We start from the raw sequence: 23,888 nt of genomic DNA on the forward strand, positions 1-23,888 counted from the left end.
TGTATTTTTATTGGAAATAAATGATGAAATATTTACTTAATAAATTAAGAGCGATCGCCACAGTAAATATTGATGACAATGAGAAATTTTCTCTAACTGTCGATAACTCAATACAAAAAACTATGGAAAAGCCATTAACAATTAGCCGTCAAAAACTATGGCTAAGTAGCCTGGGCTTTTTTTTATGTATTTTCGGAACTAGTATCCAACCTAGCTTGGCTGAAGGCAGCAAAGAGTTAGTTTCTGATGGTGGATACAGACCTTACCTGGAATGGTCAGATTTACTACTGGCAGGTATTGCTCGGAAAACCATACTCAAAGTTTATGTTCAACAAGGAGAAACAGTTAATCTTGGCTCTAGTGTGATTACTAGTTTTTCAGACCCACAAGATATTGTTTACCGCAGTCCCTTTGGTAGTCAAAATGGCTCTTGTGATGTTCTAACGAATGGCTATGGTCTGATTAACACTGTTGCCAAAGAAACGGCCGGCCCTTTGCCTAATACCAATGGCTATTCTCCTTGTAAATTCGTCGCTACAGAAACAGGTATTTACGAAGTTGAATTTCATTCTCCTAATAAAAGTGGTACTGGCAATCCACCCCCAAGAACTACAACGGCGGCATTTCCTACAAATGGTACTCAACTTTCAGGGGTAGCGGCTTGGGATATTACAGTTCAGGATAGTAACGGTGTTGCCAAAAAAGGGCGAGTATTTACCAACTATATTGCTATGAATATGGGAGGAAATGCTGGGCAAAATAGCGCTCCTGCTGGTTTAGGACTCAACTCTAAGCTTTATATTCAAACCAAAGATGGGTATCGTTACGAAACTGACATGAATGGAGTCGATCCTTTTGGCTTCATATTTTTTGCTAATAGCCGGGGATATATTGACAGTAACGGTTCTACACTTTATCACTCTATCGATTCTCCAGCAGATCCAAACAGCATACTCAACTTTAATGGCAGTGTAAAAGTTCAAAGTCCGAATGTTGCTGATACTACAACAGACATTACCCACCTAGTTTTCTTCAATCGGCCAGACACCGCAACTCTCAATGCTTTGAGTATTCCTATTGCAGCAAATGTTCCGATAGTACCGACTTCGTTCAAATTTACTGGGGGTAATGGAGGTAGTGGGAACCAAACTTCTGTGGGTGTGGGAGGCAATTTTAGCTTTAATGCCAGTTCAAGTGGTAGCTATCAAATAATTATTGATACCGACACTGATGGCATTTATGACCCTAGTAGCGATAGAGTACTACAAAATGTGCTATCTCTCGGCTCAAATGTGGTGCTTTGGAATGGAAAGGATGCAAATGGGGTAAATCTCCTACCTCGACCTGGAAACTTACCATACAATGCCATAATCACAACACGGTCGGGTGAATATCACTTTCCCATGTTGGATGCCGAAAATAATCCGCTAGGGTTTAAAATCACAATGGAAAACCCTCCGGCTGCTTTTCCTACCCTTGTAGATCAAAATGGCCAGCAGATTGGATCGACTACCATTTATTACAACGACAACAATTATACTACTGCCAATGGTACGGCGATTAACTTAAATGGTACGGGAGCTACTAGCCCGCGTAATGCTGCTAGAGGGATAAATAGTGCGTTAGGAGAGCATGAATTTAGTGGTAATTATGGTGACTTTAAGGGAATAGATACTTGGACATATTTCCCAAGTCAAGCAATCAATACTCCTTTGGTAATTACTACTAGCACTCAAGCAAATGTCATAGGAACCAAATCTGTTCGCTTCCTCGCAGACAATGATAATAGTGGAACAGTGACTGTAGGCGATCGCATCGAATATACCATCACTTACTCCAACCTTAATCCAGGTAATAGCAATGCAATTAACTTTGTCATTAACGACTCGTTACCCTCACAGTTAACCTTTGTGAGTGCAGCAATTACTGCTGCAACTTCAGGTAATAACATTACACTCAATCCCAGTTACAACGGTGCTGGTGTTGTTGCGGTGACAAATTCTGGAATTCTCCGTGTAGGTGATACGATTACCATTAAAATTACTGCCACGATTAATAATGCCAATGGCGGTAATCCAATTAGTAACCAAGCCAATGCTACTTTTAACACACCTGATAATCCTACAGGAACTGTTGGTACAGTGTTGACAGATGCAGACTCTGCTGGTGCTACTAATAATCCACCTACTCTTGGTAATTCGTTCTTGCAAATTACTGATAATGGTGTAAATATTGGTAATAATCCTACCAGCACAGCAGATGATGACCCCACTTTATTTACAGTATTAAATACTGTTAGTTCTAACCCTAAATTGCTGTTAATTAAACGCATTACCCGCCTCAATAACCAAGATTTAACTGATATTGTGGATGGTCGCAGTGACGTTGCTACTAATGCCAGTAACTATGTACCAGAACCTTATGCTACTAATGATAGCGATCCTAAATGGCCTGTTGGCTACTTGCGAGGATTAATTAATGCTGGCATTGTCAAACCAGGAGATGAATTGGAATACACGATATATTTTCTTTCCAATGGTCTTGGTAATGCAACTAATGTGAAATTCTGTGACTTAGTTCCGACTAATGTTAATTTTATTCCTACTGCTTTTAATGGTATGACTCCTAATGATGGTGGCTTACCAGCAGCAGATCGAGGAATTGCCCTAGCTATTGGTTCTACTACACCTACGCTTTATCTCACTAATGTAGCAGATAGCGATCGCGGGCATTTTTATACAGTTAATGACTCAGGCACACCATCCTACTGCGGTACTAACACCAATGGGGCAGTAGTGGTCAATATTACAGTCCCCAGTTTTCCCAATCTACCCGCAGCTACTGGATCTGGCACACCAGCTAATTCTTATGGTTTTGTCCGCTTCCGTACTAAGGTGAAATAGTTTTAACCACTGCTAACTAGTGGAATTAAGGACATTAGGAGAGTTGCGGCTGTTCGGTAAGCAGGTGATCGCAGCTTGTTCACTGAAGCATCGCAGTTTGGCAAAAATATCTTTTGAATAATCCGAAAAGTAGCAACTTCAGTTTGGAGATTCAGCATATACCTACAAACAAGTCATGGGAAATATGAATCTAAAACTGGGATTTAAACCAGTTTCTCACAGTTGGGTTGCTCTACATCCAAAGCCTAAAGGAGTAATTCAATTTATTGCCGGCGCTTTCTTTGGTACATTTGGCCCGATGCTTTTTTATCGTTATCTGCTTCAATCTCTATTTGAGCAGGGATATACGATTATTCTTTTGCCGTTTAATTTTACTTTTAACCATTATGTAGAAGCTGGTTTTCTCATGAGAGAACAGTATGAAATTCTGCCAGAGCTTGTGAAAATGGCAAGTGTTGCAGGATATGATTATGAAGCCTATCTAGATGATAGGAACTTTTCTTGGATTGGACATAGCCTTGGCTGTAAATATATTTCGCTGTTAGAAGGATTTACTGCTCTACCTCCAGAGCCTCAAGATAGAGAGCAGTTTATTCGGAATCTACTATCTAAAACTTCGGATGAGTCACAGATAGAAAGTGTCATTGCAGATATTAATATTCTCTTTGATGAACTAACACGAAAAAGTGATGAAGTTAAAAAATTAATTTATACTTATGTGCATAAGAACATCAACATTAACAGTGTCTTCATCAAAGGGCAGATTTCTATCTTATTAGCACCTGCTGTTGCTGACACAGGGAGTGCAATTCGTCCTCAATTTTTAGCAGATATCATCGATAATCTTGGTTGGGGTGTGAAACCAACTGTTGAAGAAACTCAGCATTTAATCAAGGATAGTGGGCTATTTAATATCATGGGTTTAGTCTGTTTCAAATCAGATAATATTGCTAAATCAACCTGTGAATGGTTTACTAATTTTCTGCAAAAGCCACCTAAAGATTTTCGGAAAACTGTAGCAGGTGGACATTTAAAACCTTTAGGTATTCAGCTAGCTAAATATGTCGTTAATCTTTTTGATAAACCGTTAATTGAATCAGTTCAAGAGCGAAACAAAGCATTTGAGCATAATGTGATTCAATTGCTTGAGGAACTGAAAGAAAAATCGAGATAATGGGCATTGGGCAGAGAGGAAAAACTTACTGCAACTTCTTCCCTGCTCCCCTGCTCCCCTGCTCCCCACTCCCTAACTCTCTTTCATGACAATCCCAACTCTTCTGGAAAACCGAGCATGATGTTTAGGTTTTGGACTGCGGCTCCTGATGCGCCTTTACCCAGGTTGTCAAGACGAGCAACTAGCAAGACTTCTTTGGTAGTGTCATTGGCGAATACAAAAACCTGAACAATATTGGTATTATTCAGTGCGTAGGCGTAGCCCGTCGTAGACCTCGCATCCAGAAATGTTCCGTCTCTCAGTAAAGTAGAATCTTGGAATGGAGCAACCTGGACGAACTTTTCACTTTGGTAGTAATCAGCGATCGCTTCATGAATAATCTTACCTGATGGTGGATTATCCAAAGTTCCCAGTGGCAAAGGTACTTGTACTAGCATCCCCTGCTCAAAATCTCCCACTGCTGGTACGAACAGCGGCGGTGATGTTAACCCCGAATACTGATGCATTTCCTTGACGTGCTTATGCCCAAACTGCAAACCGTAGATACCATAAGGGTAGAGCGACTCTGCCCCGGCTTGCTGTTCGTGGAAGGTATGGTACTGTTTAATGAGATTCTTTCCGCCACCAGAGTAACCTGACACTGCATTAACGGTGATCGGAAAATTACTATTTAGGAGTCCTTTGGCTATCAACGGACGGATACAAGCTAAAAATCCTGTGGGATAACAGCCCGGATTGCTGACAAACTGGGCGCTGGCGATTTTCTCTCGCTGTCCTGGGTTTAGTTCAGGGAAACCATATACCCAGTCCTTGGCTGTGCGATGGGCAGTACTAGCATCAAGGATCTTAACCCTAGTATTACTGACTAAGCTAACAGCTTCGCGGGCTGCATCATCAGGTAGGCAGAGAATGATAATATCAACAGCATTGATTAGTTTGGTTCGCTCAGTTGCATCTTTACGCTTAGATGCTTCAATGCTTACTAACTCAATGTCATCACGTTGGTTCAGGCGTGAGTAAATTTGTAAGCCTGTGGTTCCCGATTCCCCATCAATGAAAATCTTCGGTTTAGTAGTCATGCGCTTCTTATATGTGAGTGATATTTTGACTGATTAATACTTACTTGACTTCTGCTAAATAGATATATCCAGAAACCTTGTAAAGACTTAGTAGTACTATGGATATGAATTTTCGCTTTAACTCGTTTTTCGTTAAGGGCTACTCCTCCCAAGCTAAAGTACGTTTCACTGCTTTTTGCCAAGTACCGAAGTTGGACAAGGGGAAATCACTCTTCGGCTCAAACACACGCTCAATTTGCCGTTGTTCCACCAGTGTTTCATAGCTCTCCCAAAATCCTACAGCTAAACCTGCCGCAAATGCTGCACCCTGAACGGTCGTATCGCGCATTATCGGACGTTCAACCGGAATACCTAACACATCAGCTTGAAACTGCATCAAAAAATTATTCTCGCAAGCACCACCATCTACGGTTAATCGCCCAACTGGAGTACTGCTAGATGCATTTATTGCTTGCACCACCTCCAGAACTTGATAAGCGATCGCTTCCAGCACAGCCCGAACTAGATGCTCTGGTTGTACACTGGCGGTAATGCCGAAAAAGGCTCCCCTAGCGCTCATATCCCAGTAGGGTGCGCCCAGTCCACTAAATGCTGGCACAAAATAGACTCCGCCATTATCTTTTACCTGATTGGCCATCGCTTCAGTTTCAGCAGCAGTTTTAATCAGCTTGAGGCGATCGCGTAACCATTGAATACAAGCACCACTAGTAAACATACTGCCCTCTAAGGCGTAGCCAACATCTAAAGTCTCGCTGGTATTTGCTTGTGTCCATGCCACTGTAGAAATGAGTTGATGATGCGAGCGCACAATTTCAGAGCCTGTGTGAGCAACTAAAAAGCTACCAGTACCGTAAGTACATTTCATCAAGCCTGGGCGATCGCAGCCATGACCAAATAGAGCCGCTTGCTGATCTCCCAAGATGGCAGTAATGGGAATTTCAGCGCCTAATAAAGTCACATCAGTAACTCCAAATACTCCTAAACTCGGCTGAATCTGGGGCAAAATATCAGCCGGAATTTGAAACAGATCCAGTAAAATCTCATCCCATTCACAGGTTTTGAGATTCATCAACATTGTACGGCTGGCGTTGCTGTGGTCAGTGGCATGGACTTTCCCACCTGTGAGGTTCCACAGCACCCAGGTATCAATAGTACCTGCTAAGACATTGTTCAGGTCAATATCAGTAAAATTGTCTAATAGCCATCTGAGTTTGGTAGCAGAAAAGTAAGCATCAATGATTAATCCGGTGCGATCATAAATTTCATCAGCGTAGCCTTGTTCTTGTAATTGATGGCAAAGGGGAGCAGTGCGGCGATCTTGCCAGACGATCGCTCTATGGAGTGGCTTACCAGTAGTTTTGTCCCAAATCAAACAGGTTTCGCGCTGTACAGTTAGTCCCAAGGCTGCGATCGCTGATGGCACAATCTGGGCATTTTCAATTGCGGTTTGCATCACCCAACAGGTATCCTGCCAGATTTGTTCAGGGTCATGTTCTAACCATCCTGGCTGAGGATAATACTGAGTCAATTCTTTATATGCCTGCCCAACAATCTTACCGTCTGCGTTAAATACAAAGGCGCGGTTGCCTGTCGTACCTAAATCCAGTGCTAAGATGTAGCCCAATGATGGTGTTTTTTTGCCAAATATGTGCATAGCCGCTTTTAATGCTGCGTAGGCGTAGCCCAACCTAGACATCGCGATTTTAGCAATACGCCTTCAATCACATATACATTATTTTGGGTACATTTTGAATTTCCTGTTTGCATAGCGTTACGTCTCTGTAAGTTTAAAAACGCTACAATTTTACGTAAATTTGTACTTAGCGCAATGGGTATTCATGTCTGCCTCAAATCCTAGACCTTCACAACATTGCAAAACGCTGTGCATTTTAATTATGTGTAAGTATATCGGCACAGTAAATAATTATCAAAATGGTGCGATCAAAGGAATATTACACACAAATTCATAGAAGTTTTAGGATTAAATTTATGTGACAACGTACAAAGTGTCACTTTATTCAAGTTTGATTATGATACTCATGTTTTATAGTTTGCATATAAAAAATAATAGTAAACCAATACAGTTCACAAAGATGTGAAAAATTATCATAAAGACATAAATGGCCATCTCTACAAAAGACTAATTATTGTAGAGACGGCGATTCATCGCGTCTCTTGCCTTAACCGAAAGTATTGATAGTAAACTTCGCTAATATAGATTTATATTACAAGTAATCATCTTAACTTGATATAAAAACTATAGATTTCAAAATAGATGTTGTTTAAAAGTTAAAACCATCGAAATACAACAAAACTTTCCCATGTTAAAACCTAAACAAAATCGAAATGCACTACTAGCTCTGTTGTTGCTTGTGCCAGTTCCAAGTATTGGTATTACAACTCAACTGTATATACTCCCTGGAACGAAAGGACATTTAGTAGCTTTATTATCTAAAATCTGGTTATTGCTAGTACCTATTATTTGGTTGTTATTTGTCGATAAAGAGAATTTAAAATTTGAATATCCTAAAAGACGTGATTTGTTAGCTGGAGTCGGATTAGGGTTATTAATGCTAGGCATCATCTTGATTGTTTATTGGCTGCTGGGCGCAAAATGGATAGATGTTGAATATGTTCGCGATCGAGCAATACAAATTGGATTGAACAGTTTTGTGATTTACTTAGTAGGTGCAGTGTATTGGATATTTGTCAACTCTTTGCTTGAGGAATTTGTCTGGCGTTGGTTTGTCTATCGTAAATGTGAAGTTTTGGTATCAAGTCCTTTAGCTGTAGTCTTGTCTGCACTGTTTTTTACGATTCATCATGTTGTTGGTTTGGCAGCTTATTTCGACTGGCGTGCGACAACATTATGCTCATTGGGGGTGTTTCTAGCAGGGGCGGTTTGGTCATGGTGCTACTTAAATTATTGCTCGATTTGGCCTGGATACATCAGCCATGTTTTTGCAGATATAGCAATTTTCCTGATTGGCTGGCAACTTATCTTTACTTAACAAAAATGTAATCAATCTACAGCGAACTAATTAATCAATATCTCTCAAGATAATGTGTTTTTTTAAGTCGAAACTGATTATACCTTCTTCTTGTAATTTGCCCATCAATCGTGTAATTGTTACCCTAGTGGTACAGCAGGCGCTAGCAATATCTTCGTGAGTCAAGCGAACACTTAGGCGAGTTCCCTCTGGTACAGTTTCACCCACTTCTCGTTTCAGAAGTTGTAATAGATGGTGCAAACGTTCTTGTACTCGCCGTCTTCCACAAATGGCTAAAAAAGATTCTGTTTGCTGTAACCGCTGATTAATTTTTGGTAGAAGTGTATGGCTAAGTGTTGGAGAAGCTGCTACCTCTACTGCGTAAATTGACACCAACTCAACATCAGCGAGGGCTGTTGCTTGGTAAATGTTTAAAGATGTCAAACTAGAACCAAAAACCATTTCTGCTGTTGCCAATCCTATCAGCACTTCTTCACCCGTTTCATAGTAGGTACTGAGTTTGACCAAACCCTGAGAAACATACCAAATTAATAATGGGTTGAGGGGAATAGTTTCTCCTTTAGTATATTTATGTATGGGGCGATCGTTGAAGATGTCACTGTCGTCCTTGACTATTGCTGATTCTAAGTGCTGACGCTCAGTAATATTACGTAGCATCCAGCGTAGAGAGATTGCCTTACCTTGGTGATTGCGGATAACTGCCACTGTCAAAGCTGCATCAAAGAACTCGCCATAACGTTTCTGCAAACGTACCAATAACTCTCTAACTCTGTCTGATTGCGATAGCTGCATCAGTTCGTTGCGAACTTGCTGACGTTCTTCTAGAAGAACAAAGTTAACTATTGGTTTGCCTACTAAAAAATGCTTTGAAACATTCAACAACTTAGCTGCGGTGAGGTTAGCTTCTTGGATGATTCCTTCTGTATTAGTCACTAAATAGCCGTCTGGCGCTAACTCGAATAAATCTTGGTAGTGTTGGCGTTCTGCTTCTAGCCAATTCCGTGTTTTTACTAGTTCCTCGTTTTGCTGATAAAGTTCCTCTGCCGCTAACTGTACTATCTTTGAGGTGTTATAGAGTTCCTTAAAAGCTTCCGGCAACAAATCTGGGGAAATCCAAGGTAGTACACTAGCAGTTTGGTATAAATCTGCTAAACGCTTGTGCAATACTTCTGCGCGTTGGATAAATTTTTCTATGTTCACCTTAAATTCCCGCTACTTGCTTGCAGAGGTTGAGCAAAAAAATCTACTAGGTAAATCCTTGAAAAAATTGCAGCATTCCTGATTTTGCTGAGTGATAAATTTAACTGATTGTAAACTGCAATTTTTATTCAATTGAACTTATAAAATTACATTTATTTTAGGTTTTCGACAATTTATATTTTATAGTCGCTACAGATGGGCCAGTTTTTAAATGATACATGTCGCATTCAACCTAGATGCTCAAAGTAAATTGAATCTAGAAGATTACAAAGTGTCCATTGAAAACTTTCGCCTACTCAAATATTTTTTTACAATAAATTTTACGGTGTTTTGCTAAGTCTTACTTCTACCTTTGGTGGGAAAATTCTGTAAGCTTAGCTAAATAGGAGTGCCAAATCTGCCATCTAAGATTATGCTAATTTTTGACTAAACTGATAAGCCAGTCAAAATGATGACTAGCAAAGAGCAGATACCACAGTTGAAAAACCCTACATCTCAATTTTAATTTCTGACTATTATTGTTGAACCCGCTTTGTCATTCCCCCAATGAATGATTTAGTGCTAATGATAATTGTTTCCATTGTTACTAACAATAACTGATAAGACTTTCTGCAACTTCCATCACAAGAATCAAGCAACTACTACTAAAGACATAGAATCTAAGTTAAGTTTGTTTGTGATTCTGAATACGTTGCCTATTAATAAAATTCATATACAGATTCTCAACTTCTTTAAGAAGTTGGAAACCTGAGCCTTTAGATTTTCAGATTCATTATGGAACTATCTGGCACAGGTAATACCAATTCAAAATTCAAAATTAAGAAAGCTAAATTTCATCTGGGTTTCTAGGTTTGTATCTGTCACATTCTTTTTTTAAATTGGTATAACAAGTAAAACTAGTGAGAACAAGCAATAGTCAAACTCATATATCTAGAATTGCAAAGATAGATATTAATAAGTTAAAAACATTTGTATAGAAAAGCACGTATTAACTTAATAATTATCCGCCTCTTTAGTTAGAGGATAAATGAAGTAGTAAGCTGGTGTAATTTAACAATGCGTAACAGCTAATCAACGCGCAAGTTATAAGGAGTGATGGGTGAGGTGTCAATGCTAGAAAATCTCGTCACTCCTTTTTACTTACAAAGAAAGGCAGAGGGTAGAGGGCAGAAGGCAGAAGGAAAGAAGTATTAATAAAAACTTTAGTTGTGGGTCTAAAGCCCACTAGTATAAAAAGATTTGTGTCGAGATGCGTAGCACGAGACACAAGGGAGCCAGTGCGGTCTTCTCCCAAAGGGAGACGCTAAAAGCGATGGGCTTTGCCCAAGTGGAGCATCTGGCGTCGTCCTTGCTTCAATCCCACGTTTAAAAACGTGGGTTCCCTTCTGCCTTCTGCCTCCTGCCTCCTGCCTTCTGAAATCAGTTTATTAGCTTAACGAATGCCATCATTATCAATGGCGCTGTAGCTGTCGCTGGGGAAAAGCCCGAACCAAGGGTCAGAACTAGGAGTTAAAAATAGTTGGGCATATACTTGTTCATTGAGCGCTTCCACACTCCTTGTTTGCTTACCCTGCATAAACCATTGATGAATTTGGCTGTGCAGCATATATTCATTTCTGACTGTATCTAAAGCCATTGTGGCTTCAAATTTTTTTACTATTATCGGCAAATTATCTTCTTGAGTGTTGGCAGATTGAGACTTTTTAGCTCTGATTAGAGAGATGCTGTTTTGATCTAGCTTGACATCGGTGGCATAGAGTTGAGCGATTTTGTTCCAAACTTTCTCGTCAGTAATTTCAGCTAAGGCGTTTTGATTCCGTTCAGCACCAGACTGGAGAGCAGTTAGCATTGGCGTTTCAACTCTCATTTTAGAAACTGCTAGAGAGCTTGCTATTTCTGCTGTCGGTGGTTGATTGGGATTGCTGGGAATTTCTACCAACTTGGGGGGAGACTGGATACCCAGGCGGGATAAATCTGCAACCCATTGGGCTTGGATAGAATTTAAGCGATCGCTGTGGTATTTTCTTAAATAAGACTCGCGATCGCTTGGTGTAAGTTTACTATAATTTTTTACTGCTAATTCAGCCTGCTGTAGCTGACGCAAAAATGCTTTGGGACTATATAACCCCGGAATAGCATCGATTGGACGACCTGATGCATCCAATATATAATGAATGCTATTGCCTGTAATCGTTCGCTCCAACTTGCGTCCGTCGCCAAAATCAATAGTTACTTTGGGTACAGGCCGCACTGATTGCCAATGCAAAATAAAGCGGTCTTGAAGCAGTTTAGAAATTTCAACATTCGGATACAGCGCTACCCTGAAGAACCTACTATTAGCACAACTCAAATCTTGATCCAGCCTACCCAATAACCGCAGAGATAGAATGGGTTTACCACTGGTTCTAGCAGCAGCTTTGGCTTGTTCTATATCAGTGTACCAATACAAACGAGAGGCGTAACAGTCCCGTTGTTGACAAAGTTCGTCTAAAGCTAGCCGAAGTGCAGGGGAAGGTAGAACTGCTCCTGAAGAAGCGGTATTTAACGTATTAGCATGGGATTTAAGAAATACTTCTAACCCTCTTGGGCCCTGTTTCCGAAGTACAGAAACTTCTTGAGATAGCTTGGAGATTTCAGCTACAGGAGTTTGAGCATCAGCTATCTGCAAAAAACCGAAGCTGACTAGAATGAGTGCGAAAGGATATTTGAAGGTTCTAAATTTCATATATTTTCAGATATTTTCAGATATTTTCAAGAAAAATAGGGGGTGTGAGTGGGGAGCATCCGGTTTTGGCAACAACGAACAGAAAGAATTTGGTTGACACTCTCAAAATTCCACTGTCAGCCAGAAATTTTAATCCTAGCTTATCGCCTTTCTCATGGCTTATATCAAAGTATGTTTTTATACAATAGAACTAAATAATACAAAAATATTTACGACAAATCACCCCGTCTAAATTGCACTGTTAGGCGGGGTGATGGAGAGGCTGTAATTCTTAGTTAAAGGGACTCTTTATTGGGGACTAGAGACGAAATTCAAGATTGACGTTAGTTTGCTGGGTTGTGCTAAAGAGCATGAACGCTTATTTATGAGATGCTATCGGTAGCTTAGTTTCTTAATCTTCCTGATTGGGTTGTGCTAAAGAGATAGTTTCTAGGTAATTGACTAAATCGCTTTGACTGGAGAAATCCAATAGCGCCTCGGCTAAATTTTCTAGTTGAGTAATAGATAATGTGCCAATCTGCTGTTCTATCTCTGGTTCAATTGCAGCAAACCGACGTGTTAACTGACGTATAATCAGTTGTAGCGCCTCCTGTTTCTTTCCTTGTTCTTGTCCTAGTTGCAAACCCTGTTGCAATCCCTGTTGCAATCCCTTTTGCAGAATGTCTTGGTAAATCACAGATTCTTGCATAATTTCCTCTCTGAAAAGCTGTGTAATCAAACTTTTGTCAAACCGCAAACCAGCTAAAACCTGTACGCAAGCTGATATATTTTGTCGCTCGTCTGTTTCTTCAATCATATCGACAGCAGTAGCGACTTGAGTTAACAAGTCTGCTGGTGAGTCGGTTCTGGCTAATGTCGCCAGTGGTAAAAGTGCAGGGTTAGCTAGCAGTGGTGTGGGATCTTCTTCCCATAAACGAATTACTCGATACTCATGTCTGGTTTTTTTATCTACATACTGAGTATTAAAAACAATTTCTGAGGAGGTGGGTTGTAAAAAAATCAACACCTGCTCAATATCACACCAGTATTCTCGTTTTAATCTGGTGTAGTAATCCAGCATCCGAAAATCAAGCGGGGTTTTGGATTTTGGTGTCGTTTGAAACTCTAAATGTAAGATTTGGTTGGCGATTTGCAGGAATGTTACTGAATCAGCACGAATCGGTTCGAGGTTGAGTTCGGTTTTGAGTACTTGGATATCTGAGGTGTCAGATGCAAGTAACCATCTGGCAAAGTCACCAGGGTATTTTTCGGCGAGGTATTTGCAGGTGTTATCGTAACTCAAGGGCGTATATTTGATATGTTGTGGTCTAATTGCATATTTGGGTATGGAATTATGAAAAACTCCACCCATAAGTGAATGGAGTTTTTCGCCGCTTTCTATGAAACTAAAATCTGACGGCTTAAAATACTCATTACCTCGCCAGGGTTAGCGGTTGGTAGTAGTTGACTCCAGTCTCCAACACTTGCATACCCAATTACTTGCAAATAGTGAATCGTACTGGTGACGGCTTTTGGAGAACCAATCAATAAGTGTTTAATTGGTTCTCTATTAGATAATCGCATTTGAGCAGATTGTTTGAAAATGAGTGCATCGAAGTCTTCGCTGCTCAAATACTGTTGCAACTGTGCTTCAGCGAACTTTTGATTTTCTACGAACTTTTGTACTTGTGTCATTATTGTAGTTGACTCCTAGAGTAGGGGTTTAAAGAAAGGCGATCGCGGACTCTTCCCGGAGGGCGATCGCTTTTCTTATACTTTTTATAGCATAGTATAATTTTATACAAGTTAAGTACTAATATAAAAATATTTACGACAAATAAACTCGTCCAAAAATATAATTTGGACGGGTTAAAACTAAATATATGAACCAATTATGGAAGTGATTGTGAGATGTTTTTATCTAATTAGTTGATTGTTGATATTTAACCTACAGCATAATCTGTAAATTGGCGCTTAAATGGTGAATGAAAGCCGATGACAATATCCTGCTTGGGGATACCTAAATTTGCTAAATCTTCTCCTACTTCATTTTCTGTTCCATTGTGTTGCAGCCAAACTTTATTATCTTTGATGTCTAAATGGATAAAACAACCATAGACACGACGTTGGTTTTTCCAGCCGACATTTACAAGTTGATAGTGGTGGCGTTCTGTGTCAAAAATTAATTGAGTTTCAATTTCTGAGTCTTGACTATAAATTGCCGCATATTCTTGAAGAAGTTGCTGAATTATTTCTTGATATTTTTTTAGTTTATCCATTCGACAATATCCTCCGTTACAGGCTGATAAGTAATCAATTTAAGTTGATATGTTTTGATAATATAAGGTAGGTTGGGTTTCCTTACGTCAACCCAACTTACATTTAATGCACAAATTTAGGCTTGACACCACACTAGATTTATGCAGGAAGTGGATTATTGCACCAAAGGAGTTGTCCCGTTACCATTAGTTGACGCATTCGCAATTGCAGCTTGAGCAGGTTGACTGGCAAGAACCGCTACAACTGGAGCAACTTTTGAACTAGATTTTTTATTTCTTTTTCCATTAGAGCCGCCAGCTTTGGAATACTGTATACTATTTCTGCCGTAGATAGTTGCAACTCCACTTAGCATTCGTTCAGACATTTCGGAGAGGGCTTTATCCATCTGGATTATTGTTTTACGCGATTCTTCAAGATTGGATACAAGCGTGTTATGAGCTTCTAACGTCGCACGAGTAGTGTTGATAAGGTGGTTGTAGGCTTCAATGGTTAATCCATGTCCTAAATCCAGATTTTCATCAACGGATTTAAGCAAGGCGAGACGAAGTTGGGCTTTGTCAACAGCAGCAGAACTACGAGTTCTTAAAGACATGAGATATCCTTTTTTTTAAGAATTCCTTTTTCAACATAGTGGAGTATCCTTTTGCCTGAAATGGGTAGTTTTGTGGATTTATTTCATTAAAACTTCAACGAAATAATTACGAGTTTATCTGTATTTTTACTCATTTTTCATATCGATTTGTTGTTTGAGAATAAGTGCAATCAACAAATGCGAACGCCAAATCAACAAATGCGAACCCCAAATCAACAAATGCGATCGCTAAATCAACAAATGCGAACCCCGAATCAACAAATGCGAACCCTAAATCAACAAATGCGAACCCCGAATCAACAAATGCGATCGCCAAATCAACAAATGCGATCGCCAAATCAACAAATGCGAACGCCAAATCAACAAATGCGAACCCCGAATCAACAAATGCGAACCCCGAATCAACAAATGCGATCGCCTAAGAGGTTGTTTGAAAAGTAATTAGCTGTGATTTTAGGCACTTGTTGATCCCCCCTAACCCCCCTTAAAAAGGGGGGAACCGGAATTAAAGTCCCCCTTTTTAAGGGGGATTTAGGGGGATCTAAAACCTTTTACTACCAACAAGAGGACTTTTAAAACATCCTTTGAGGATACAAGTTGCATTTGTAGCCATCGCAATTACATTAAAAATGACAAAATCTCGATTCAGAAAATTGTAGCGACTGTCAACTTTGTGTCTAATTTTTCAGAAATTGAGGATAATACTGTTGAAGCTTCATCAAGATGCGTCTAACTCACACCTGCTCATGAACGAACAGCGTTTACAAGCTTATAATCAGCTAATTCAAACCCTGCTAGATTGCCCTAGCGGGGAAGAACCAGAGATATTGCAACATTTTAAACCAAGTTCCCTACTACCATTTAATATTCAAGCATCTTTAGGACAAACATTATGGATTTATGGAGAAGTAGAGCCAACTGAAGATTGTGATACACTAGCTAAAAAATTAGCCATAGCCTTAGTAGCTGGCACAAATTTAAATCCTGTACGAACACAAAAAGGAAAACTGTTTGGTAGTCTTTTATTTGAATACCAAGCACTTGACCCGGATGAACCAGATAATCCTGCCAAACAATGCCATATTTTAATAATCATTAATAATAGTCAAGCTGCAACCGGAACACTTGCAGCAGAAGCTTATGACTGGTTGCTAAATTTACTATGTAGCTACCATAAAATACTTTACATTTATCAATTAGCGCGTCAACGCTACCGAGACGCGAGAATAATTTATAGTAATTTAGAAAATAAAATCCAAAAATTTAACAGCCTGATATCTGAAAATCAAACACAATTATCTGGCTTAAAAAGCTTAATAGGAGAAATCCCCAAGAAAAGCTTTGATTACACTAGATGCTTGCAAGATTTACAAACACACCACACAGCAATTACTACTAATATTACTAATTACACAATTTGTTTAGAGAAGATTCAAACTATTGATAGCGGGAATAGCCCCCAATCCTGGCAAGATTTTATTAATAAAGACTGTAAAAAATGGCAAGAACAAATACAAACAGATATTAACTATCTGACTCCAGGTCAAGAATTGTTTGGACAATTCGTTGATACAATTCGCGGTATAGTAGAAACAGAACAAAGTGAGCGCGATCGCTCCCTAGAAAACACTGTTCAAATATTAGGTATCGGCTTTGGCGGTGGTGCGATCGCCTCTGGCGTATTCATAACACATATTGATAAAATTAATCTACCGTTAGTACAAAAACATCCCCTTTACGCATCGTTAACTTTAAGCATCATTGCTACCGTGGTATTTATCGCTTTAGCTTGGCTAATTACCAAACGTAAATAAAGTAAATTCTTCGGAGAAACGATGCAAATAAAAGACATGACCACAGAACAGTTACAAAATTTGATCCGTAACACAGTAGATGAAATTCTAGATGAATACTTTTGTGATATTGATCGAATGATTACCCCCCTTAATCCCCCCTTATAAAGGGGGGAAACAAGAAAATCCGATTCCCTCCCCTTTCCAAGGGGAGGGTTAGGGTGGGGTAAAACCCTGGTTAATCAACTATTTTAGACTTGTGTGTACACCATATCCATTTAAGCTACTTAGCATACACAAGTACTAAAAACCTCGATCGCTCAAGGCAACTTAACCGTTTTTATACGCAGATGAATATACTCTCTGCGTATTTTTTATGAAAAAAGATTCATCCCAATGTATATTTCTGCATTTTTTTGGGAATCATAAATCGAGGAAGAATTATACACCACAAGGTATGACTTCCTGAAATATCACGTAACTTTTAGAGGATAATTATGTCTAAACGCAAGTTGCCCAAAGGCCGTAGTGTTAGTTCAGTTGCTCTAGAACCAGAAGTTGCGATCGCAATCCTTGGGTTATTTTCCGCTGCGGCTGATGGTGAAGGTATTTCTTCAACAGAAGAATATGCTTTGAGTGAATTTCTCGGTCGGGTTGACTTATTTGAAGATTACTCTGAAGACGACTTTGAAGAATTGACCGAAAAAGTCGTCAGCTTGATTGAAGAAGAAGAACCAGAAGATTTAATCGCCCAGTCCATCGAATCCTTACCCAATAAAGGTTATCGTGAAGCTGCATACATCACAGCTATCTTAGTAGTAGGGATTGACGAAGAAGTACCCGAAAGTGAACAAGATTATATCTCTGAACTTCAAGAAGCCTTAAATATTTCAGACGAACGCGCACAAGAACTTATAGACGCAGTGTTTGAAGAGGAAGAAGAGGAAGAAGAGGAAGAAGAGGAAGAAGAGGAGTAATCTTTTTTGAATTGCAACCTCAGTCATCTACCACTTTAATTTGGGGTTGCTAAATTTAGAATATGAAATAATTTTGTTTGAGTTAAGTTGTTCAGATTCCCGGCTTCATCAAGAAGTTGGGAATCTTGCATTTTATCAAAATTAATCCGATAGAGCACTAATTAGAAATTAGACAAAAATCACCAAAAAGCTGAATTGATCAATTCGTAGAGTTATCCAGAACTCTTGTAGAGATGTAACACTGCTAAATCTCTATTTTTTGGAGATGCCTAGACAACGCACTACCATTTTTCAGATAAAGGTAAAATATCCTTGAGCGATTGCCATTCAACTTTCACATCACGTTATCATCAGATATTGTGGAATTTCCGTGCATAACTCGATAGCATCTATGACCGCCTCTCACTCCGAAACTCCATCTCCCAAGCCCGATGCAAGTACTTTTATTTCTGACCATCAACAGGTGGATCGCAGTAAGCTAAGTCAAATGTACTTGCATTATGTCGAGACAAAGGATAAATATCCTCACGCGGTATTGCTGTATCGGGTAGGAGATTTCTTTGAATGCTATTTCCAAGATGCTGTAAAATTAGCGCAAGAATTGGAATTAGTTCTCACTAGTAAGCAAGCTGGGGAACAGGGACGGGTGGCGATGTCTGGTGTTCCGCATCACGCTTGGGAACGCTACGCGACGATGCTAGTAGAAAAAGGCTATGCAGTAGTAATTTGCGATCAAGTTGAAGATGCTTCTGAAGCTGCTGGGAGATTGGTGCGACGGGAGGTAACGCGCATTCTTACACCCGGTACTTTGCTAGAAGAAGGAATGCTCAAATCCAGTCGCAATAATTACCTTGCAGCAGTAGTAATTGCCGCAAATCATTGGGGTTTAGCCTATGCAGACATATCCACAGGGGAATTTCTCACCACTCAAGGTAGCGATTTAGAACATTTGACCCAAGAATTAATGCGCTTGCAACCTTCAGAGGTGTTAGTTCCGACAAATGCGCCTGATTTGGGTAGTTTGCTGCGTCCGGGAGAGACTTCACCACATCTACCCGAGTGCTTGCCACCATCATTTTGTTATAGTTTGCGATCGCAACTTCCCTTTTCTCAAGGAGAAGCTAGACCTAGATTATTGCAGAAATTTAAGGTGCGATCGCTCGAAGGACTCGGTTGCGATCATCTTCCCCTCGCTGTCCGTGCCGCTGGTGGTCTTCTGGAATACCTGGAAGATACTCAAAAAGAAAACCCGGTTACTCTCCAAAGACTCCGCAGCTACACTGTCACCGACTACCTAATTGTTGACAATCAAACCCGCCGTAACCTAGAAATTACCCAAACCGTTCGGGATGGCACTTTTCACGGTTCCCTACTTTGGGCGTTAGATAAAACTAGTACAGCAATGGGTGGGCGTGCTTTACGGCGGTGGTTGTTGCAACCCCTACTCGATATTAAAGGCATTCGGGCACGGCAAGATACCATCCAAGAATTGATGGAAAATACGCCCCTGCGTCAAGATTTACGGCAGTTATTAAGGCAAATTTATGATTTGGAACGACTCACAGGAAGGGCGGGTTCTGGTACAGCTAATGCTAGAGATTTAGTAGCTTTGGCAGATTCCCTCTCACGCTTACCAGAATTATCCAACTTAGTCGTTGAGACGCGTTCTCCTTTCCTGAAAGCTTTGCAGAAAGTCCCAAGTGTGTTGGAAGAATTGGCACAAAAGTTACACGCACATCTTGTAGAGTCACCACCCATCCAAATTAAGGAAGGCGGATTAATTCGTCCCAGTGTAAATCCCCTATTGGATGAAAGGAAGGCGACTGTAGAAGCGGACCAGCAGTGGATTGCCAACTTGGAAGTTGATGAGAGGGCCAAGACAGAAATTTCCACACTGAAGGTAGGATTTAACAAAACCTTTGGTTATTACATCAGTATTTCTCGTACCAAAGCCGACCAAGTACCCGCTAATTACATCCGCAAGCAAACCCTGACCAATGAAGAACGTTACATCACCCCCGATTTAAAGGAACGAGAAGCTAGAATTCTCACAGCGCGAGATGATTTAAATCAGTTGGAATATGAGATTTTTACGGCGTTGCGGGAAGAGGTAGCACAAGAGGCGGAAGTAATTCGCAATTTATCTCGTGCAGTAGCGGCGGCGGATGTGTTGTGTGGTTTGGCTGAGTTAGCGGTACATCAAGGTTACTGTCGTCCCGAAATGTTGCCAGGAAGAGAGATAAACATTGTTGATGGTCGTCATCCGGTAGTGGAACAGTCTTTACCTGCGGGTTTTTTTGTGCCGAATTCGACGCAATTGGGTCAAGAGTCATTAGCAGATGACCAAGAACAAATGACTAATGACAAAGGACAAAGGACAAATGACAAAGGACAAATGACAAATGACAATCCCGATCTGATTATTCTTACCGGGCCAAACGCCAGTGGCAAAAGTTGTTATTTACGTCAAGTGGGATTGATTCAGTTAATGGCGCAGATTGGTAGTTTTGTACCAGCTAGGTTTGCCAGATTGGGAATATGCGATCGCATTTTTACCCGTGTTGGTGCAGTAGATGATTTAGCAACTGGTCAATCTACCTTCATGGTGGAGATGAATGAAACTGCAAATATTCTCAACCATGCTACATCTAGGTCGTTGGTACTATTAGATGAAATTGGTCGCGGGACAGCAACATTTGATGGTCTTTCCATAGCTTGGGCGGTGGCAGAATATATAGCAGTGGATATTCGGTCACGCACAATTTTTGCCACCCATTACCACGAGTTAAATGAACTGGCTAGCATTATACCGAATGTGGCTAACTATCAGGTGACGGTGAAAGAATTACCCGACCAAATTATCTTTTTGCACCAAGTTCAACCAGGAGGTGCTGATAAATCTTATGGAATTGAAGCGGGAAGATTGGCGGGTTTACCAGCCGTAGTTATTCAACGCGCAAAACAAGTTATGGGGCAAATTGAAAAACACAGTAAGATTGCGATGGGGCTGCAAAATCTCAATGGGTAAGCAAGTTTGTAGTAAGAAATTTAGTCTTTATTTTCTCAGCACTAAAGTGCTTACTACAAACCGAGGTGTTAATTACTGTCGAAAAATTTCTACTTTTTGTAACACCACTTCTTGATTCGGACGATCTCTAGTCGTAGGCACATTAGCAATCTTCCTAACTATATCGATACCTTGGACAACTTCACCAAAAACACTGTGTTTGTTGTCAAGGTGAGGTGTTGGTGCTTCTGTAATGAACCATTGCGAACCATTAGTACCGCGTCCAGCATTAGCCATCGACAGGATACCTGCACCAGTGTGCCTCAATTCAGGATGAAACTCATCCTCAAATTGATATCCTGGGCCACCAGTACCCCATCGGCTGGCCGTATCCAAATAACGACTCAGAGGATCGCCACACTGAATCATAAAATCAGGGATAACGCGGTGAAAGCGAACCCCATCGTAAGCTGGAGTTCCCTTACCAGATTGACCAGTTTTAGGGTCTTTCCAGTCGATTGTTCCAGTTGCTAGACCGACAAAGTTTTTGACGGTGTTAGGAGTTCGTTCTTCCTCCAAACGAACTACAATTTCACCCAAGGAAGTAATTAAACGAGCGTGCAGTGTTCCATTACCGGGAATATTAATTTCTGGAAAATTCATGAGGTATCCTATTTTGAAAATTGCCAGTTTTTGACCTACGATAAGCTTATCAGCATTCAAGTTACAGGTTTACAGATTACGAAAAAACTGAACCAAGGAAACTTGAGAAAACGAATATTTTACTCTGGCAAATTTATCGCTGGATTACGGCTAAAGAATCCTCTAGGGACTAACTTAAAGCCAACTCGGTGAACAGGCATCACAGGCCAATCTTCCGATCGCGGAATATGAGTTACGCCCATTGTGTACCACAGTACAATATCTTCACCCAGCAAAGACTCATCGTCTGCAATATATTTTGGTAAACCCTGTCCGGGTTTAGTCTGGTTAGGATAATCGCCGCCAGCATAAAGTTCAGTAGGTTTATATTTTGTTACCCAGAGATGATGAGTCGCAAATTCTGCCCGTTGACGGATTTTTGAGCCTTCTACAGGGAAAAATATAGAATTTCCTTCAGGCATCAGCATATATCCAGGTGCAGCCCCTAAAACATTCTTTTTGTCTGCACTGACAATCATCCATTCCCGACTGCTTTTCATATTCAAATCGCGCACAGCAGCCGTTTCTTTGGTTAGTGGGGTTTGTGTAACTGCGATCGCATTTCCTAAAGGATTTTTCTCATCCATCGGCAAAGCTTTCACATTCATTTCCATCACAGAATTCGCCTGACCATCAACATCAAAATCTAGGCGATAGTTGAAAAAGTGCTGATGATTTACTCCAAAGATATTCTTAGCAATTAGCCGACCAGATGAATCATCATCAGATTGCTTTTGGGCAGCCGTTCCCTGCGCCATTACGATACCCGTTAATTCATTTTGGACTTCCAAAGTCCCATCCTGGTGAAAGATCCAATTGATGCTGTAATCATAGTTGTCAATGGCCACCATCATCTTCATCACTAATTCTCGACTGCGACGGACATCATTACGTTGAGTATTATATTCATAGTGTTTCCACAGCATTCCGTTATCGCGCTCGTAGATACCGATAACTCCTGGTATTTGATAAGGTTCTCCCTGCTCATTAGCAAATACAGCATTTAGCAACAAGCCATTTTCGGGAATTTCTTTACCTAATTCCATCGTATTTGCTAGTAGACCTAAGTTATATTCTCCAACATCAAAGGCATTTCTGAACGACCAAGTAGGCTCAGAATTGCCATAAGGTACTACCATTTCTGAGAGGCTAGCGCGGTATAAAACTGGTCGAATATTTTCCCTGTCATTGTGCGTCACTTGGTACAGCATTAATCCATTCCGAGGATGCATTGAATAGCGAAAATTCCAACCTTGCCAGCTAATCTCATTGTCTTTTATCTGGAAACTACTACCATTAGGTTGGAGAACTTTCAATGCTTTAAGTGGTGACAGTAATTTCCCCAAGGATTTGATATCATAATCCCAGTTTTCTTTAGAGAAAGGTATGTTTCCTCTATCAACAAAACTAGCAATTTTACCTGTGTTCAAATTGACTGTTGCTAAGACTCCTTCAATCGGACTACCGTAATAGTTCCAGCCTTTGCCTTTGTAGTAAGATAAGCCGCGACAAAGACGATTACCTATTGCTTCTTCCTGTTCGCTCAGAATTCCTGGTGCCCACCAACTGATTTTTACTCGATCGAAATCGGTAATTCCCCGCTTTTGCATCGCTTTTTGCCATCGGGGATCGGCTTTAACTACCTGAGTTGCTAGTTCATATTCTGAATTAACGATCGCAGGTTGAACAGACGGTATTTCTTTCCAAGAACTTAAGGTTTTGCTTCTCAGATCAACAATTCCTTCAAAGGTTTTGTTTTCTGAACGTTCATAGATTACCAAAAAAACTTTTCGCCTAAAGACTTTACCAGGTGTAAAATTTATAACTTCTTCTTTATCTGGTTCTTGTAAAGCAATAAGTGGAAAAGCTGCCATTTCGCTCAAAGTTTTCTCTCTTTTGATAATCGAAACAGCTGTGCTAATTTCTACCTCAGTTAGCAAAGTGAGAGGATGGGAAATCGAAGGCTGTTGAGCCGTCAATATTTCCATGAATCCGAGTGAGAAAGAAATGACAACAATGATGGCAATAGCTAGCCATAAAAAACGCTTTAGCCGCTTAATCATCTTTTACATTTTTACAAAAGACTTATAGTTATCTATTTCCAAACCTAAGATTGAAAACCGATAAATTAAGAGGCTAAAGCGAAATTAATTATAATAAAATAACCCCTCTCCCCGCTTGCGGGGCTACAGTATTACACACAAGTCGAATTACCCCCCTTAATCCCCCCTTACAAAGGCTACGGTGTACACACAAGTCCTTCTGACCCCCTCTAACTCCCCCTTGGTAAGGGGGAGAACTGGATATTTCCCCCAATGCATCGAGGGGATTAAGGGGGGTAAATCCAGGGTTTGGACTTCATTACCAAGATGTGTGTACACTGTAGCCTTATAAAGGGGGGGAACAAGAAATCTAGTTCCCTCCCCTTTATAAGGGGAGGGTTAGGGTGGGGTAAAACCGTGATTT

18 protein-coding genes are annotated in these 23,888 nt (G+C 40.4%); 7 read left to right on the top strand and 11 right to left on the bottom strand.

What is annotated here, in order from left to right; all coding sequences use genetic code 11:
* The first annotated feature begins 20 nt into the window (after positions 1-20).
* On the top strand, positions 21-2,903 hold the full coding sequence (locus tag HWQ40_RS12990; RefSeq protein WP_292778323.1) for an isopeptide-forming domain-containing fimbrial protein: 2,883 nt from the start codon (positions 21-23) through the stop codon (positions 2,901-2,903).
* A gap of 2 nt (positions 2,904-2,905) precedes the next feature.
* Here the strand turns inward: HWQ40_RS12990 and HWQ40_RS12995 are convergent, their stop codons facing one another.
* Positions 2,906-3,061, bottom strand: a complete 156-nt coding sequence (locus tag HWQ40_RS12995) for a hypothetical protein (RefSeq protein WP_292778325.1) — start codon at positions 3,059-3,061, stop codon at positions 2,906-2,908.
* A 26-nt stretch (positions 3,062-3,087) separates the two neighbouring features.
* On the opposite strand from HWQ40_RS12995, the gene HWQ40_RS13000 reads away from it, so the two are divergent.
* Positions 3,088-4,077: a DUF1350 family protein gene (locus tag HWQ40_RS13000; RefSeq protein ID WP_292778327.1), complete on the top strand. Its 990-nt coding sequence runs from the start codon at positions 3,088-3,090 to the stop codon at positions 4,075-4,077.
* A gap of 83 nt (positions 4,078-4,160) precedes the next feature.
* Here the strand turns inward: HWQ40_RS13000 and argC are convergent, their stop codons facing one another.
* Positions 4,161-5,156, bottom strand: a complete 996-nt coding sequence (argC, locus tag HWQ40_RS13005) for an N-acetyl-gamma-glutamyl-phosphate reductase (RefSeq protein ID WP_292778328.1) — start codon at positions 5,154-5,156, stop codon at positions 4,161-4,163.
* A gap of 139 nt (positions 5,157-5,295) precedes the next feature.
* Complete coding sequence (gene glpK / locus HWQ40_RS13010; RefSeq protein WP_292778646.1) at positions 5,296-6,810, bottom strand: glycerol kinase GlpK; 1,515 nt, start codon at positions 6,808-6,810, stop codon at positions 5,296-5,298.
* 667 nt (positions 6,811-7,477) lie between these two features.
* Here glpK and HWQ40_RS13015 point away from each other — a divergent pair.
* Positions 7,478-8,167 carry a CPBP family intramembrane glutamic endopeptidase gene (locus HWQ40_RS13015; protein ID WP_292778330.1) on the top strand — a complete coding sequence of 230 codons (690 nt, stop codon included), beginning with the start codon at positions 7,478-7,480 and terminating at the stop codon, positions 8,165-8,167.
* 30 nt (positions 8,168-8,197) lie between these two features.
* On the opposite strand, the gene HWQ40_RS13020 is transcribed toward HWQ40_RS13015, so the two are convergent.
* The 6 genes from HWQ40_RS13020 to HWQ40_RS13045 all read right to left on the bottom strand — a co-directional run bounded on the left by HWQ40_RS13020 (position 8,198) and on the right by HWQ40_RS13045 (position 14,943).
* Entirely contained in the window at positions 8,198-9,367 is a 1,170-nt protein-coding gene (locus tag HWQ40_RS13020) for a PAS domain S-box protein (protein WP_292778332.1), read from the bottom strand.
* 1,432 nt (positions 9,368-10,799) lie between these two features.
* Positions 10,800-12,092, bottom strand: a complete 1,293-nt coding sequence (locus tag HWQ40_RS13025; RefSeq protein WP_292778334.1) for a hypothetical protein — start codon at positions 12,090-12,092, stop codon at positions 10,800-10,802.
* 391 nt (positions 12,093-12,483) lie between these two features.
* Complete coding sequence (locus tag HWQ40_RS13030) at positions 12,484-13,374, bottom strand: DUF4351 domain-containing protein (protein ID WP_292778648.1); 891 nt, start codon at positions 13,372-13,374, stop codon at positions 12,484-12,486.
* 95 nt (positions 13,375-13,469) lie between these two features.
* Positions 13,470-13,766: a hypothetical protein gene (locus tag HWQ40_RS13035; protein ID WP_292778336.1), complete on the bottom strand. Its 297-nt coding sequence runs from the start codon at positions 13,764-13,766 to the stop codon at positions 13,470-13,472.
* 248 nt (positions 13,767-14,014) lie between these two features.
* The gene (locus tag HWQ40_RS13040) at positions 14,015-14,350 is read right to left on the bottom strand and encodes a XisI protein (protein WP_292778337.1); all 336 of its coding nucleotides are present in this window, start codon (positions 14,348-14,350) and stop codon (positions 14,015-14,017) included.
* A gap of 155 nt (positions 14,351-14,505) precedes the next feature.
* Positions 14,506-14,943 carry a hypothetical protein gene (locus tag HWQ40_RS13045; protein ID WP_292778338.1) on the bottom strand — a complete coding sequence of 146 codons (438 nt, stop codon included), beginning with the start codon at positions 14,941-14,943 and terminating at the stop codon, positions 14,506-14,508.
* A gap of 177 nt (positions 14,944-15,120) precedes the next feature.
* Here HWQ40_RS13045 and HWQ40_RS13050 point away from each other — a divergent pair, with 177 nt between their 5' ends.
* The 4 genes from HWQ40_RS13050 to mutS all read left to right on the top strand — a co-directional run bounded on the left by HWQ40_RS13050 (position 15,121) and on the right by mutS (position 20,741).
* Positions 15,121-15,384: a hypothetical protein gene (locus HWQ40_RS13050; RefSeq protein WP_292778339.1), complete on the top strand. Its 264-nt coding sequence runs from the start codon at positions 15,121-15,123 to the stop codon at positions 15,382-15,384.
* A 305-nt stretch (positions 15,385-15,689) separates the two neighbouring features.
* Positions 15,690-16,757, top strand: a complete 1,068-nt coding sequence (locus HWQ40_RS13055) for a hypothetical protein (RefSeq protein ID WP_292778340.1) — start codon at positions 15,690-15,692, stop codon at positions 16,755-16,757.
* 476 nt (positions 16,758-17,233) lie between these two features.
* Positions 17,234-17,713: a tellurite resistance TerB family protein gene (locus HWQ40_RS13060; protein ID WP_292778342.1), complete on the top strand. Its 480-nt coding sequence runs from the start codon at positions 17,234-17,236 to the stop codon at positions 17,711-17,713.
* A gap of 391 nt (positions 17,714-18,104) precedes the next feature.
* Complete coding sequence (gene mutS / locus HWQ40_RS13065) at positions 18,105-20,741, top strand: DNA mismatch repair protein MutS (RefSeq protein ID WP_292778344.1); 2,637 nt, start codon at positions 18,105-18,107, stop codon at positions 20,739-20,741.
* 72 nt (positions 20,742-20,813) lie between these two features.
* Here the strand turns inward: mutS and HWQ40_RS13070 are convergent, their stop codons facing one another.
* Together HWQ40_RS13070 and HWQ40_RS13075 are read right to left on the bottom strand one after the other, a co-directional pair.
* Positions 20,814-21,383, bottom strand: coding sequence for a peptidylprolyl isomerase (locus tag HWQ40_RS13070; RefSeq protein ID WP_292778346.1), 570 nt, complete (start codon positions 21,381-21,383; stop codon positions 20,814-20,816).
* 119 nt (positions 21,384-21,502) lie between these two features.
* Positions 21,503-23,485: a primary-amine oxidase gene (locus HWQ40_RS13075; RefSeq protein WP_292778347.1), complete on the bottom strand. Its 1,983-nt coding sequence runs from the start codon at positions 23,483-23,485 to the stop codon at positions 21,503-21,505.
* Positions 23,486-23,888 lie beyond the last annotated feature (403 nt).

The organism is Nostoc sp. NMS9 (genome assembly GCF_017114995.1).
Classification (GTDB): Bacteria; Cyanobacteriota; Cyanobacteriia; order Cyanobacteriales; family Nostocaceae; genus Nostoc.